This window comes from Wenyingzhuangia marina (genome assembly GCF_900130035.1).
Taxonomy (GTDB): domain Bacteria; phylum Bacteroidota; class Bacteroidia; order Flavobacteriales; family Flavobacteriaceae; genus Wenyingzhuangia; species Wenyingzhuangia marina.
In genome coordinates this window covers 117,040-132,269 of the sequence record NZ_FQXQ01000006.1, presented here as the reverse complement: position 1 = coordinate 132,269, position 15,230 = coordinate 117,040, and the positions used below count along the sequence as shown (strand labels likewise).

The window sequence follows — 15,230 nt, the reverse complement described above, 5'->3', positions numbered from 1 at the left end:
TTAAATTAGCTGATTTTAATATTGATTTTTCTCTTTTAAAAAAAAATCACAAAAAATAATTTATTAAACAGTTGTTTAAATTAAACGTTTGTTTAACTTTGTACTGGATTTAAGAATAAATAATTGAAGAGATGAAATTAAATGATAAACAGATTCATATTTTAAATGTATCAGAAAAGCTATTTGCTGAAAATGGTTTTGACGGAACTTCTGTGAGGACTATTGCCAAAGAGGCTGATGTAAATGTGGCGATGATTTCTTATTATTTTGGATCGAAAGAAAAATTACTTGAAACATTTTTATTATACCGTATTGCAGATTTTAGAAACGAGTTATTAAAGGTTGTTAATCAAAAGAAATCATATACCGAAAAATTAGATGATTTAATAAAGCTAATTGTTTATAGAACACATGCTAAAAGAAGAATGTATAAAATTATTCATTTTGAGTTTTCTAATGAGACAAGAGGTTTTGATTTTAAAGCATATACCAAAGAAAAGTTAGAAGGTTTTAAAACGATTAAAGCTTTTGTGGAAGAAGGGCAAAAAGCAGGTGTTTTTAATGAAAATGTAAATATTGAGTTATTAATGCCAACCGTACAAGGATCATACTTTAATTTCTATTACAATAAACGTTTCTATAAAACTTTAATCCCTTTAGAGAATGATGTAGCTGTTGATATTTATGTACATCAAACTTTAACCAAACATATCCAACAAACCATTAAATCATTATTAACAAATGAAATTTAAAATACTCTTGCTGAGTGTTTTTGTAACCATAGGATTACATGCACAAAGTAAACAAGCGATGAATTTAAAAGAAGCTATTCACCTAGCACTAGAAAATAGTGATGTGTCTAAAATAGCAGATGTAAAAGTACATACAGCAGAGCACGAGTTACAGGTAGCAAAAAATTTATTATATCCCGATGCTAAAATAACTGGTCAGTATGCTTATTTAACCAATGCAAATGTAGAAATGGAAATGGGTGGAAATGAAAATGAAACAGCTGGAAATACTCCAGATGTAAATCAGTTAATGTTTGGGCAGGCAAGTGTTTCAATGCCTTTGTTTACTGGTTTTAAATTAAAAAATACGGTAAAGGCAAGTGAGAATAACTACAAAGCTGCCACATTAAATGCTGAAAGCAAAAAAGAAGAAATTGCTTTAAATGTTACGCAAAGTTTTATCAATTTATACAAGGCAAATCAAACAACTTTGTTAATTGAGGAAAATTTAAAAAGTGCTAAACAAAGAGTGAAAGATTTTACTGCTATGGAGCAAAATGGAATTATTGCTAGAAACGATTTGTTAAAAGCCCAAATTCAGGAATCTAACATTGAAGTGAGTTTAGAAGAAGCTAAAAAAACAGCCAATATTTTAAATTACAGATTGGCTATGATGTTAAAATTACCTGAAAATTCTGTCATAGATATTCAATCAGAAAATTTAGGAACTCAAGAATTGGTAACTGATAATATGACTATTGAAAGAAGTGATTTAGAAGCTTTAGATTATCAATACAAAGCAGCAGAAAATCAAATTAAAGTAGCCAAAGGAAACTATTATCCAACTATTGGATTGTCTGGAGGATATGTTGCTTTGGATTTAAAAAATGCATTAAAGGTTACTAACGCCATGAACATAGGTGTAGGGGTTTCTTATGATATAGGAAGTATTTTTAAAAACAAAAGCAATGTAAAAGTTGCCAAAAGTAAAGCTAAAGAATTAGCATATGCAATTGACGTTCAAAATGATGCAGTAAAAGTAGAAGTAGAAAATGCAAAACAAGAATATCAATTAGCGGTAAAAAAATACGATGTCTATACAAAATCAGAAGAACAGGCAACGGAAAATTACAGAATTGTACAAGATAAATACAACAATGGTTTGGCTGATACCAACGATTTGTTAGAGGCAGATGTAGATCAATTACAAGCCAAATTAAACGTGACTTACGCCAAAGCAAACATTACAGAAAAGTATTATGCTTGGTTAAAAGCAACAGGATCATTAATCAACACATTAAAAAAATAAAGAATATTTCATATCATGGAACAAAAGAAAAAAATCAATAAAAAATTTGTAGCTATTATTTCGGTATTGGTTACTATTGGAGTGGTTTATGGAACTTATAAGTTTATTCATTCCTTATCTCATGAAGAAACAGATGATGCACATATAGAAGAAAATATGAGTCCAATTATTCCTCGTGTAGCAGGATATATAGAGAAAGTATATGTGTCAGACAATCACGAGGTACAAAAAGGAGATACTTTATTTGTGATAGATAACAGTGATTATGTAGTAAAAATTGAACAAGCAAAGGCAAATTTATTAGCAGCACAGAATGCACTGTTGGTGTCTCAAGCAAGTATTGGTTCTTCTGAGGCAAATTCAGCTACTGCAAGCGCACAAGTAAATACTGCTACAGAAACCATTAAATCTGCAGAAATTAAATTGTGGAGAGCAGAAAATGATTTCAAAAGATATGAAAATTTATATAAAAATCATTCAATCACAGCACAACAATATGAGCAAGCCTTGGCTGCAAAACAGGAAGCTGAAAATCATTTACAAGTTTTAAAAAATCAAAAGAAGGCAAGTAGCAGTCAAAAAAATGCAGCAGTTTCTCAAACAGATATTTCTAAAAAACAAGTAGCTGTTGCCGAAGCAAATGTAAAAAGTGCAGAAGCTGTTTTAAATGCAGCAAAGTTGAATTTAAGTTATACCGTAGTAACAGCTCCAATTACTGGACAATTATCGGCAGTTAAAATTCAAAAAGGTCAGTTTGTGCAACCTGGTCAATCTTTGTTCTATTTAATAGATGACTCAACAAAATGGGTAGTAGCCAATTTTAAAGAAACGCAATTGTCAAAAATGATTGTAGGACAAAAAGTCGGCGTAAAGGTAGATGCTTATCCAGGGGAGGAGTTTGAAGGAATAGTAGCTACCTTTTCGCCAGCAACAGGATCTAAGTTTTCTTTATTACCACCAGATAATGCTACAGGTAACTTTGTAAAAACCATTCAGCGTTTACCTGTAAAAATTGAATTTACAGAAAATAATAATAAAGAAGCATTGGCAAAATTACGTTCAGGAATGAATGTAGAGGTTGATGTTCATTTAAAATAAGTTATGCAAGATCAAGACAGTTTAGTAGAATACGGTTACAGAAGGGTAATTATTACCATTACAGCAATTCTGTGTGCCTTACTAGAAATAGTAGACACTACTATTGTGAATGTTGCCTTAAATGATATGAAGGGGAGCTTAGGGGCTACACTGACTGATGTAGCTTGGGTAATTACGGCTTATGCCATTGCAAACGTAATTATTATTCCCATGACAAGTTGGTTGTCTAAGCAATTTGGGAGACGAAATTATTTTGCTACTTCTATTGTCATTTTTACAGTATCCTCTTTTTTATGTGGTAACGCTAATAATATATGGGAATTAGTAGCTTTTAGATTTATTCAAGGTCTAGGTGGAGGTGCCTTATTGGTAACGGCTCAGACCATTATAACCGAAAGTTATCCTGTAGCAAAAAGAGGAATGGCACAAGCTATTTATGGTATGGGAGTTATTGTAGGACCAACCTTAGGACCTCCATTAGGAGGATATTTGGTAGATAATTTTTCATGGCCATATATATTTTATATCAATATTCCTATCGGAATTATTGCAGCTGCATTAACCATATTGTTTGTAAGAAGTCCTAAGTATGGAGAAAAACTAAAAGCAAGTCAGGTAGATTGGATTGGAATTATCTTATTAACCACTTTTATTGGATCGTTACAATTTGTTTTAGAACACGGACAGCAAGATGATTGGTTTGATGATTCATTAATTACAGCCTTGTCAGTAACGTCTTTGTTTGGTTTGATATTATTCATTTGGAGAGAATTAACCTACAAACATCCTATTGTAAATTTAAGTGTGTTAAAAGATAGTAATTTAAGAATTGGTACTATTATGACTTTTATTTTAGGATTTGGATTGTACGGTTCCACTTTTATCATTCCAATTTATACACAATCAGTATTAGGATTTACGGCAACAGATGCAGGTTTGTTATTAGTACCAAGTTCTATTACAACTGCTTTTATGATGCCAATTATTGGTAAATTATTACAAAAAGGAGTGCCTCAAAAATATTTGGTTACAGGTGGTTTTGCCATCTTTTTTATCTATAGTTTGTGGATGTACTTAGTAATGACTCCAGATACAGGAACAGAACATTTCTTTTGGCCATTGGTGGTTAGAGGTTTTGGATTAGGATTGTTATTCGTTCCTATTACAACATTATCCTTATCAACATTGATAGGAAAAGATATTGGAGATGGGGCTGCTTTTACGGGAATGACAAGACAATTAGGAGGTTCTTTTGGAATTGCCATTATTACCACCATGATTGCAAGGTTTACCCAACAACATAAAGTGGATTTATTGCCTAATATTAGTGCAGTGAACTTGCAAGTACAGGAAAGAATTCAAGGTTTAAAAATGATGTTTATAAGCAAAGGTTACGCTGCAAATGAAGCATTAGACAAGGCATACAAAATATTAGAAGTTTCGGTAATGAAACAAGCTACTGTATTGTCTTATATGGATATATTTTTATACTTAGGAGTGTTGTTTTTACTCTGTATTCCTTTTGTTTTATTAATTAAAAAAGGAGCAGGTAAAGTAGATACTTCCTCGGTACATTAATTAAGTTTAGTTAGTTTTAGTTTAGAAAAAAGCACAGCCATTGGCTGTGCTTTTTGTTTTGATAAATAAAGTTTTACTTAATGTTCGTGACTAAGTTCTCCGTTTTTAGATTGTGCATATACATAATAAGCACCATCAATTACAATTTGCATGTTTTCTGGAATTTCATCTACTGGAGAAACTTCTGTAAATCCGTTGTTGGTGGCTCCTGTTTTTACATTTATTTTTAAAAATTCAGTTTCTTTATCATTTTTATGAGTAGAGGCAACATAAATAAAGTGACTTCCATTTTCTTTTAAAATAGCACTTTCAGGCAATGCATTCACCGTTTTATCATTCAACCATATTTTAGCATTGATGAATAAATCTTTAATAAAAATAGGTTTATAGTCTTCTAAATGTCCATGTACTCTAACTGTTTTGGCAGTTCCGTTAAACTCTTTACCAATAACACTCACTTCTCCTTTGTACTGAATGTTGTTAATCGCTGGAGTGGTATAGCTTATTTGTTGTCCAACTTTTATTTTATCAATATCTTTTTCATAAACATCTAGTTCTAAATGTAAATGGTCGTTGGCTACAATTTCCATTAATGAAACGTTGGGCATTACAAAAATACCATTATGCATGTTAATTTTGGTAATGTATCCACTCATAGGAGCAATGATTGGAATTTGTTGTGAAATATTAGTAGGATTTAAATTTTTTGTAGCAATCCCTAAATAATTTAATTGCTGTGTAATTCCCATGTATTCAGCTTTTAAAATGGCTGCTTTCGCTTTAGCCGTTTGTAGGTTTTTAGAAATTCCAGCATTGGCATCCATTAATTCTTGTTGTCTAGTCACTTCAATTTCTTGAAGTTCTAGCTCTGCTTTGGTTTTTAAAAAGTCTTGTTGTTTTACAATAAAATCAGGATTTTCTAAATAAGCAATAATTTCACCTTTTTTAATAAAATCTCCCTCAATAAACTTTTTATGTCCCGATATAATTCCTTCGTATTTTGCATTTACAGAAGAATATGCATTAGGAGGTAAACCAAGTAAACCTGTAGCTTTTACAAAAGCATTTATTTTGATTTTTGTAAAATCTCCTAATTTTAAATCGATGGTTTTGATTTGGTTTTTAGTTAAATGAATGTTTTTATTTCCATGATGTTCATGTTCTTTATTTTGTACTGCTTGCTTTGTATTTACTTCTTTTTTACATGAGATCATTATGAAGAAAAGAAATAAAACGCTAAAAATAGGTTTGATATATGTTTTCATGATTTTTTATTGTTGATTGGTGATAAATTGATAGTAAGCTACAGCCTGATTATAAGCCAAAAGCTGATTCCAATATTTTTGTTCGTTACTGCTTACAATTTGTAAAGTATTTAATAATTCTAAGTAGGTAATTTCTCCTGCTTGATAATTAAGTTCAGCAATTCTAATCATTTCCGGGTTTACATTCTTTACTTGAGATTCGTAAAATTCAACTCCCTGCTGATAACTTAACACCTGATTTTTGGCTTTATTAATTTCTTGGTTAAATACTAAAGCATCACTTTTATATTTGTTTTTAGCAATTTCTACATCAAGTTCTTGAGCTTTAATTTTTCGTTTGGTTTGATTGTTAAATAAAGGAATACTAATCCCTCCAGAAATACCATTTAGCCAACCTCCCTGCACGTAATTTTGAGCAGCATAACCAATACTAAAACTAGGATTTAACTGTGTTTTACTCACTTTCATTTTTGCTTGGGCAATGGCAATATTTTGCTTACTTTTTTCTAACCAAACAAGCTGGGTGCTATCGTTAAATTCAAGGGTGGCTTTTTTAAAATTATTATTTGGACAAAACGCTACCTCACTGTTTAGGAAAGATTGTAGTTGTTTTTTAGAATTTTCTGTTTCTAAACGCAATTGTTTTATAAGCAATTCATATTCCTTTAATTTGGAACTTAAAGTATATGCTTCCATTGGGTTGCTAGCACCAGCATTAACTCTTGCATTGGCAATGTTGCTGTATTTTTGATACGCTTTAACCAATTTAGCATACATGTTTTGTAATTTTTTTTGATGTTGAAATTGGTAAAAGGTTTGTTTAACTTGATAAGAAACTTCGCTAATTATTAATAATTGATCCAAAGTGCTTTGTTGTGTGATTTCATTTTGTAAGCGATTATTCGCTTTAGAAATTCCAATATTGTTAAAGTTTTGAGACACTTCAATTTGATTGACTTGTTGATTATTTTTTACAAACAAACCATCTCCTTTATAACCAATAGAGGTGTTTCCTAAATTATAAGTTACATTTTGTAAAGATTCGTTTTTTGAAACTTCTAAAGATCCTGCTTTTATTTTAGGATGATTTTTCAAAGCTATTTGAACGGCATCTTCTAAAGAAATTGATTTTTCTTGTGCTTGTGACGATATTCCTAAGCCTGTAAAAATAAAAATTATTAATGTTGTTTTAGAAATTGAAGTTAATTTTTTAGGTTGCCAGCTTTCTATCCACTGATATAAAATGGGTAGAATGACCAAGGTTAAAAAAGTTGCAGAAATCAAGCCGCCAATCACAACGGTAGCTAATGGGCGTTGAACTTCAGCTCCACCAGAAGTAGATAAAGCCATTGGCAAAAATCCTAATGAAGCAACGGAAGCGGTTAAAATTACAGGTCTTAAACGGACTTTGGTTCCTTCTAAAATTCTATCATATACATTTTCCATTCCTTCTTTTTTTAGTTGGTTTAAATAACCAATCAATACAATTCCGTTTAATACGGCTACTCCAAACAAAGCAATAAATCCAATTCCTGCTGAGATACTAAAGGGCATTCCTCTTAATTGTAATGCCCAAACACCACCAATGGCAGATAATGGAATGGCTGTAAAAATTAAAAGAGCTTGTTTAAAAGATCCAAATGTAAAATAAAGCAGGATGAAAATTAATGCCAAAGCAATTGGTAATGCCACTGATAAACGAGCATTAGCCGCTTTTAAATTTTCAAACTGTCCTCCATAAGTAAAATAATATCCAGAGGGTAGTTCTAATTCACTATCTAATTTTTCTTGAATTTGAGTAACCAAAGTTTCTACATCAGTATCGCCTACATTTACTCCAATTACAATTCGTCTATTGGTGTTTTCTCTAGAAATTTGCATAGGAGCATCTTTCAGTTGAATGTTAGCAATAGTACTTAACGGAATTTGATTTCCATCATCTAATGAAATAAACAGGTTCTGTAGATCATCTATTTCTGCTCTTGAATTTTCATTTAGTCGAACGACCAAGTCAAATCTTTTTTCTCCTTCGTAAATAATTCCGGCTTTTTCTCCTGCAAATGCAGTTCTAATAATTTTGTTAACATCTTGGATATGTAAACCGTACTGAGCCAATTTTGAATATTGGTATTCAATAATAATTTGAGGCATTCCTATAGTTTGCTCAACATTTATAGTTCCAACACCTGGAATTTGTTTAATAATTTTTTCTGATTCTTTGGCTTTGTTATACAACAGATCTAAATCATCACCAAATAATTTAATAGCGATGTCTGCTTTGGTTCCGGTCATCAACTCATTAAAACGAAGCTGAATGGGTTGAGAAAATTCATAACCAACTCCAGGAATATCTTGTAAAGAAGTCTCAATTTTTTCAAATAAATCTTGTCTGTTTTCTGCTGAGGTCCATTCTTTTTTAGGTTTCATTACCAAAGTGTAATCTGCGATTTCTACAGGCATCGGGTCGGTAGGAATTTCAGCAGATCCTATATTGGCTACAATATCTTCTATTTCAGGAAACTCTTTCATCAACTTGTTCTGAATTCGTTTAGCAGTTTCAATACTTTGTGTTAAGGAGCTTCCAGGCGGTAAAATTTGTTGCATAGCCAAATCTCCTTCTTCCAAAGTAGGAATAAACTCTCCTCCCATTTTAGTAAAAACCAATAAGGTAATTAAGAAAACAGCAATAGTACCTCCCATAAATTTCTTTTGATGTTTTAAAGCTTTTTCTAAAACAGGTTGATATCTTTTTTGAACAGCATCAATCAGTTTGTCGGCAAAGGTTGTTTTAGAGGTAATGTTTTTATTTAAAAATAGGGAAGCCATCATAGGAACATAAGTCAAAGATAAAATTAAAGCTCCTGCAATGGCTAGCATCACGGTTTGTGCCATAGGTTTAAACATTTTTCCTTCAATACCTACCAATGCTAAAATGGGAATGTAAACCATTAAAATGATGATTTCTCCAAAGGCTGCAGAACTTCTAATTTTTTGTGAAGAAGTAATAACTTCTTTATTCATCATTTTTTTTGTCAGTTGCTTTCCAGCATGTTTTATTTGTAACCTGTGTACAATCGCTTCTACAATAATCACGGCTCCATCTACAATCAATCCAAAATCAATGGCTCCTAAACTCATTAAGTTGGCAGAAATTCCTAATAAGTTCATCATAGAGATGGCAAACAACATAGCAAAAGGAATTACCGAGGCCACAATCAATCCAGCTCTCCAGTTTCCTAATAATAAAACAAGAATGAAGATGACAATTAAACCTCCTTCAATGAGGTTTTTTTCCACGGTTCCTATGGCTGTAGAAATTAATTTATCTCTAACCAAATAAGGTTCTACGATAACACCTTCAGGTAAAGATTTCTGGATTTGAATAACTCTTTGTTTAACCAATTCTGTCACTTCTGCAGAATTCGCTCCTTTAAACATCATTACTTTTCCACCGACCACTTCTTCACCATCACGAACCAAAGCTCCATATCTTGGAGCTTTTCCAAAGTGAACCGTTGCCACATCTTTAATTAAAATAGGAGTGTTGTTTTGTTTTTGAATCACAATATTTCCAATATCTTCTAAAGATTTTGCAATTCCTTTTGCACGGATGTAATAGGTGTTTGGTTTTTTTTCTATGTAAGCTCCACCGGTATTTTCATTACTTTTTTCTAGAGCATCAAAAATATTGGTGATGTTTAAATTCATTGATTTTAAAACCATTGGATCAATAGCTACTTCGTATTGTTTTAAGTAACCTCCCATGGAGTTAATTTCAGCAACTCCTTCAATTCCTAACAATTGTCTTTTTACAATCCAATCTTGTATGGTTCTTAAATCACTTGCTGAATATTGTTCTTTAAAACCTTTTTTAGGTCTTACTACGTATTGATAGATTTCTCCCAATCCTGTAGAAATAGGAGCCATTTCTGGCGTTCCTAATCCGTTAGGAATGTTGCTTTGAGCTTCTTTTAATCGTTCACTGACCAATTGTCTGGCCAGATAAATATCATAATCTTCTTGAAAAACGACGGTAATTACAGACAATCCAAAACGAGAAATGGAACGAATCTCTTCTGTTTTTTGTAGACTTTGCAAAGACAATTCAATAGGAGTGGTTATAAATTGTTCTACTTCTTGTGTTGCCAAGGTAGGACTTACCGTAATAATTTGAATCTGATTGTTAGTGATGTCAGGAACGGCATCAATAGGGATTTGTCTTAAAGAATAGACACCCCAAATGGTTAGCGCTAACATAAATAGCCCTATGATGAACTTATTCTTAACCGAATAAGCTATGATTTTATCAAACATGTTTGTTGTATTTGGTTAAACTTTATGTGATGACAAGACGTACTTGTCCTACTAAAATGGTTTAACCAATGTTTGGTGGGTGCCAAAGACCTTTGGCAAATTTATAATGATAATGGTAAGCGTAGAAAAAATTACAAGTGTCGTAATTTTTGAGATTATTTTGTTTAAACGTAATTAAAACAGGGAGAGTAATAGAAGTCCCACAACAATTACAGGTACAAAGTGGGGTACATTCATCATGAATATCTTGTGAATGTTCTTGATGAGATTCGTGAATTTCAGTACTTACACTTTTGTTTATAGAATCAAAAATACTATCTGTGCATGGTAGTGCTATCATGACAAAAACGATTAAAGAAAGTAAGTATGCTAAAAATCTCATCCGTATAAAGATATTGTTTTTTATGATTTTGAGCAATCTTGATTATAAAATCCCCCTTTATTTTCTTTACGTTCCATAGAAGCTTGTATGATTAAATAAGCATTCGTAATCATATTTCTTAACTCACAAATGGGTACAGAAAGTTTTGCTTTTTTATATAGTTCTTTATTTTCTTGATATAGTATATCTAACCTGTTAGCAGCCCTTTGTAAACGCTCATCAGAACGAACAATACCTACATAATTACTCATGATTTTTTGAATGTCTTTTCTATCGTGAGTAATTAAAATGTTTTCTTTGTTTTGAGAAGTATCTGTATCATCCCAGTCAGGAATATCATCTCTAAAAGTTAAAGAATTAAATTTTGTAAGGATGTGTTCAAAACTTTTGTGCGCATAAACTACGGCTTCTATCAAAGAATTTGAAGCTAATCTATTGGCTCCATGCAAACCTGTTCTGGAACATTCTCCACAAGCGTATAAATTTTCTATAGTAGTCTCTCCATTCATATTTACAGCCACACCACCACATATATAATGTGCAGCAGGCGTTACAGGAATAAAGTCTTTATGTACATCAATACCTAAAGATTTACATTTTTTGGTAATGTTTGGAAAATGATTTACAAAATGATCTGGGTCGATGTGTTTACAATCTAAATACACATAATCTTCACCTGTTAATTTTAACTCGGTATCAATCGCTCTGGCTACAACATCTCTTGGAGCTAATTCTAAACGATCGTCATATTTTTCCATGAAACGTTCTCCGTGAATGTTTCTTAAGATTCCACCTTCCCCACGAACTGCTTCTGTAATTAAAAAGGCAGGAGATTGGGCAGGTTCTTGATGTAAAGCAGTTGGGTGAAACTGAATAAATTCAATATCTTGAACTTTTGCTTTGGCTCTATAAGCCATGGCAATTCCATCACCTGTTGCAATTTTAGGATTGGTTGTAGTTCTATAAACTTGACCGCTACCACCAGCTGCTAACAAAGTTGCTTTTGCTTGAATGGTTTTTATTTCTTGTGTTTTTTCATCTAACACATAAGCACCGTAACAGGTAATTTCATCTCTGTGAGTCACAGTTTTTTCGTGACCTTGTGCTCTTAGAATATGATGATCGGTAATAAAATCTATAGTAAAATGATCTTCTAATAAAGTGATGTTTGGAATTTTATCTACAGCTTCTAACAAAGCACGAGCAATCTCAGAACCAGTCACATCTTTATGATGTAAAATTCTATTTTGAGAATGTCCTCCTTCACGTCCTAAACTGTAATCACCTTGATTGGTTTTATCAAATTTTGTTCCCCAAGCAATGAGTTCTTCTAATCTTTTAGGAGCTTCTTCAACCACCATTCTCACCACAGCTTCATCACACAAACCATCACCAGCAATTAAGGTGTCTTGAATGTGTTGTTCAAAAGAATCAGTATCAGTATTGGTTACTGTAGCAATACCACCTTGAGCATATTTGGTGTTGCTTTCTTCTTTTTCTGCTTTTGTTACCAAAATAACTTGAGCATCTTTAAAGTGATTCGCAACTTTTAGTGCATAAGAAAGTCCTGCAATTCCAGAACCGATGACTAGAAAATCTGTTTTAATCATATTTTATTTAGAAAGTGCTAACATTCTTTCGATAGGTAGCAAAGCATCAGCTGCTAATTTTTCATCAACTTCTATAGCTGGTAATTCATGTTCTAAACATAAGAATAACTTTTTCATGGTGTTCATTCTCATGTAAAAACATTCGCTACAAGCACAACTATTGTCTTCTTCTGCAGGGGCAGGAATCAAATGCTTGTTAGGCACTTGTTTTATCATTTCATGTAAAATACCTGCTTCGGTAGCTACAATAAATTTATCTTTTTTACTCTCTCTAGCATATTTTAACAAACCAGCAGTAGAACCAATATAGCTTGCTGTTTTTAAAATATGTGAAGGAGATTCTGGATGTGCAATAATTTCAGCATCAGGGTGTTCTGCAGCCAGAGTCAATAATTTTTCAATAGAAAAAGCTTCGTGTACCATACAAGCTCCATCCCATAAAACCATGTCTCTACCAGTTTCTTTGTTTAAATAATCTCCTAAGTTTTTATCTGGAGCAAAGATGATTTTTTGATCTTTTGGAAAAGAGTTGATGATTTTTACTGCATTTGATGAAGTACAAACAATATCACTCATTGTTTTAATTTCAGCAGAACAGTTGATGTATGTTACTACTTTGTGGTCAGGATACTTGGCTTTAAAAGCTTTAAATTCTTCTGGTGGACAAGAATCTGCCAAAGAACAACCAGCTTTTAAATCTGGTAATAAAACCTTTTTCTTAGGGTTTAAAATTTTAGCAGTTTCTGCCATAAAATGAACCCCGCAAAATACAATCACATCTGCATCAGTTTTTGCTGCTTCTTGGGCTAGTTGTAAACTATCTCCTACAAAATCAGCAATATCTTGAATGGCTTCTTCCTGATAATAGTGGGCTAAGATGACAGCATTTTTCTCCTTTTTTAATCGATTGATTTCCGCTACATAATCTGTAGTATCTTTGGTCTCAATATCTAAAAAACCTTTATTGTTTAAGTTTTCTTTTGCTTTTGCTAAAGTGTCCATTACATTAGTTTTGAAGTACAAATTTACAAAAAAAGAGCCTATTAGGCTCTTTTGAGTTTTATGAGTCTGTTTTTTTAAATAGACCTTACAGCATATTTCCAACCAAATGGATCTTCTGCTTTACCTGTTTGAATGTCGGTAATTTTCTTTTTAATAATTGAAGCATAACTGTTTTCTAACTTAGGAAGATCATAATCATTTCCTTTAAAATGAAAACTTACAATAGGGTTGATAACCGCTGCTGTACCTGCTCCAAACATTTCTAATAAAGTTCCGTTTTTTGCAGCTTCTTCAATTTCGTAAACAGAAATATCTCTTACTTCAACGTTGTATCCTTCTTTTTCTGCAATAGCAATTACACTTTTACGTGTAATACCATCCAAGATTCTGTCGGAAGTTGGAGCTGTAATTAAAGTATCACCGACTCTAAAGAAAACGTTCATTGTTCCCGCTTCTTCTAATTTTTCGTGAGTACTAGAATCTGTCCATACTACTTGTTGATAACCTGCTTCGTTCGCTAATTTTGTAGGATAGAATTGCCCTGCGTAGTTTCCTGCACATTTAGCAAATCCAACCCCTCCACTTGCAGAACGGCTAAATTTATCAGCAAATAATACTTTTACTTCTCCGCTGTAGTAAGATTGTGCTGGAGATAAAATAAACATAAATTTATAACGCTTTGCTGGCGAAGCCGAAACTCCTGGCTCTGTAGCAATAATAAAAGGACGGATGTACATAGAACTACCTTCAGTAGTTTGTATCCATTCTTTATCAATATTTAACAACAACTCCATTCCATCAAAGAATAAATCTTTAGGAAATTCAGGAATTGCCAAACGCACAGCAGATTTGTTTAATCTGATTAAGTTATCTTCAGGTCTAAATAACCAGACGGCACCATCGACAGACTTGTAGGCTTTCATTCCTTCAAAAATTGCTTGACCGTAATGGAATACTTTAGCTGATGGGTCTAGAGAAATAGGACCATAAGGTCTAATTTGTGCATTTGTCCATTTCCCATCAATATAATCACATTCAAACATGTGATCTGTAAAGTTTTCTCCAAACGATAAATTGCTAAAATCTACCTCATTAATTTTTGTGGTAGTAGATTTTTTAATCGTGATGTTCTGGTTGTTAATTCCCATGATTTCGTTTGTAAAAAAAATATTTATAGAGAACAAAAGTAAATATAAAAATTGTAAAGTATGCAATAAAAACACTTTTTAACAAAGTATATTAATGTATATATTTGCTGCCATAAACCAACTGTTTTGAAAAGACAAATTATCATAACATCTGATGGATCTACTACGATTCACCTCCCTGCATGGAACGAGAATTATCATTCCACGCATGGTGCTATTCAAGAGGCCTATCATGTGTTTATTGAGATGGGGTATAAATCTATGGAAAAAGATGATTTTTCTATTCTTGAAATTGGTTTTGGTACAGGATTGAATGCCTTTATTACCATGTTAGAAACGGCTAAAGATCAACGTAAAATAGATTATGTTGGTGTAGAGGCTTATCCTGTTAGAGAAGATGAATTGTTGGCTTTGAACTATGTGTCGGAATTAGATACTAGGAATTTATCGCACAAGTTTGAGGAGATGCACTTAACTTCTTGGAACAAACCACAAGAGGTAACGCCTAATTTTAGGTTGACCAAACGTCAGATGTTTTTCCACAATTTACACGATGTAGATGCATTTGATTTGATTTATTTTGATGCTTTTGGAGCTAGAGTGCAACCAGATTTGTGGACTGAAGAAATTTTTGCTTTGATGTTTACCGCCTTAAAACCAGGTGGGAAAATAGTAACGTATGCAGCCAAAGGAAGTGTGCGTAGAGCTATGCAAACTGTAGGTTTTGAAGTTGAAAGATTGCCTGGCCCTCCAGGGAAAAGAGAAATGTTAAGAGGTACTAAAAAAATATAAA

11 protein-coding genes are annotated in these 15,230 nt (G+C 32.4%); 5 read left to right on the top strand and 6 right to left on the bottom strand.

Translation table 11 applies throughout. From position 1 onward, the window contains the following. Nucleotides 1-131 precede the first annotated feature (131 nt). The 4 genes from BUB70_RS12840 to BUB70_RS12825 are packed head-to-tail and all read left to right on the top strand — an operon-like array spanning nucleotide 132 to nucleotide 4,716. Complete coding sequence (locus BUB70_RS12840; RefSeq protein WP_073122227.1) at nucleotides 132-752, top strand: TetR family transcriptional regulator; 621 nt, start codon at nucleotides 132-134, stop codon at nucleotides 750-752. After that, entirely contained in the window at nucleotides 742-2,040 is a 1,299-nt protein-coding gene (locus tag BUB70_RS12835) for a TolC family protein (protein ID WP_073122226.1), read from the top strand. The genes BUB70_RS12840 and BUB70_RS12835 overlap by 11 nt, the downstream gene beginning before the upstream one ends. 15 nt (nucleotides 2,041-2,055) lie before the next feature. Next, nucleotides 2,056-3,138, top strand: coding sequence for an HlyD family secretion protein (locus BUB70_RS12830; protein ID WP_073122224.1), 1,083 nt, complete (start codon nucleotides 2,056-2,058; stop codon nucleotides 3,136-3,138). Between the two features lie 3 nt (nucleotides 3,139-3,141). Continuing rightward, nucleotides 3,142-4,716, top strand: coding sequence for a DHA2 family efflux MFS transporter permease subunit (locus BUB70_RS12825; protein WP_073122222.1), 1,575 nt, complete (start codon nucleotides 3,142-3,144; stop codon nucleotides 4,714-4,716). Nucleotides 4,717-4,793: 77 nt separating this feature from the next. Here the strand turns inward: BUB70_RS12825 and BUB70_RS12820 are convergent, their stop codons facing one another. From BUB70_RS12820 to BUB70_RS12795, 6 genes are all read right to left on the bottom strand, one after another. Next, nucleotides 4,794-5,981, bottom strand: a complete 1,188-nt coding sequence (locus tag BUB70_RS12820) for an efflux RND transporter periplasmic adaptor subunit (protein WP_084730286.1) — start codon at nucleotides 5,979-5,981, stop codon at nucleotides 4,794-4,796. Between the two features lie 6 nt (nucleotides 5,982-5,987). Next, nucleotides 5,988-10,295, bottom strand: coding sequence for a CusA/CzcA family heavy metal efflux RND transporter (locus tag BUB70_RS12815; RefSeq protein ID WP_073122219.1), 4,308 nt, complete (start codon nucleotides 10,293-10,295; stop codon nucleotides 5,988-5,990). Between the two features lie 61 nt (nucleotides 10,296-10,356). Then, nucleotides 10,357-10,677 (bottom strand): DUF6660 family protein, encoded by a 321-nt coding sequence (locus BUB70_RS12810; RefSeq protein ID WP_308691615.1) that lies wholly within the window; start codon nucleotides 10,675-10,677, stop codon nucleotides 10,357-10,359. A gap of 20 nt (nucleotides 10,678-10,697) precedes the next feature. Further along, on the bottom strand, nucleotides 10,698-12,287 hold the full coding sequence (gene nadB / locus BUB70_RS12805; RefSeq protein ID WP_073122217.1) for an L-aspartate oxidase: 1,590 nt from the start codon (nucleotides 12,285-12,287) through the stop codon (nucleotides 10,698-10,700). A 3-nt stretch (nucleotides 12,288-12,290) separates the two neighbouring features. Continuing rightward, nucleotides 12,291-13,289, bottom strand: coding sequence for a quinolinate synthase NadA (gene nadA / locus BUB70_RS12800; protein WP_073122215.1), 999 nt, complete (start codon nucleotides 13,287-13,289; stop codon nucleotides 12,291-12,293). A gap of 74 nt (nucleotides 13,290-13,363) precedes the next feature. Further along, nucleotides 13,364-14,437 carry a branched-chain amino acid aminotransferase gene (locus BUB70_RS12795; RefSeq protein ID WP_073122212.1) on the bottom strand — a complete coding sequence of 358 codons (1,074 nt, stop codon included), beginning with the start codon at nucleotides 14,435-14,437 and terminating at the stop codon, nucleotides 13,364-13,366. A gap of 126 nt (nucleotides 14,438-14,563) precedes the next feature. On the opposite strand from BUB70_RS12795, the gene mnmD reads away from it, so the two are divergent. Continuing rightward, on the top strand, nucleotides 14,564-15,229 hold the full coding sequence (mnmD, locus tag BUB70_RS12790) for a tRNA (5-methylaminomethyl-2-thiouridine)(34)-methyltransferase MnmC2 (protein ID WP_073122210.1): 666 nt from the start codon (nucleotides 14,564-14,566) through the stop codon (nucleotides 15,227-15,229). Nucleotide 15,230: the final 1 nt, after the last annotated feature.

Coding starts and splice junctions, on each gene's coding strand:
- BUB70_RS12835 (WP_073122226.1), top strand. CDS start 742: ATGAAATTTAAAATACTCTTGCTGAGTGTTTTTGTAACCATAGGATTA.
- BUB70_RS12795 (WP_073122212.1), bottom strand. CDS start 14,437: ATGGGAATTAACAACCAGAACATCACGATTAAAAAATCTACTACCACA.
- BUB70_RS12840 (WP_073122227.1), top strand. CDS start 132: ATGAAATTAAATGATAAACAGATTCATATTTTAAATGTATCAGAAAAG.
- BUB70_RS12830 (WP_073122224.1), top strand. CDS start 2,056: ATGGAACAAAAGAAAAAAATCAATAAAAAATTTGTAGCTATTATTTCG.
- nadB (WP_073122217.1), bottom strand. CDS start 12,287: ATGATTAAAACAGATTTTCTAGTCATCGGTTCTGGAATTGCAGGACTT.
- nadA (WP_073122215.1), bottom strand. CDS start 13,289: ATGGACACTTTAGCAAAAGCAAAAGAAAACTTAAACAATAAAGGTTTT.
- BUB70_RS12820 (WP_084730286.1), bottom strand. CDS start 5,981: ATGAAAACATATATCAAACCTATTTTTAGCGTTTTATTTCTTTTCTTC.
- BUB70_RS12810 (WP_308691615.1), bottom strand. CDS start 10,677: ATGAGATTTTTAGCATACTTACTTTCTTTAATCGTTTTTGTCATGATA.
- BUB70_RS12825 (WP_073122222.1), top strand. CDS start 3,142: ATGCAAGATCAAGACAGTTTAGTAGAATACGGTTACAGAAGGGTAATT.
- BUB70_RS12815 (WP_073122219.1), bottom strand. CDS start 10,295: ATGTTTGATAAAATCATAGCTTATTCGGTTAAGAATAAGTTCATCATA.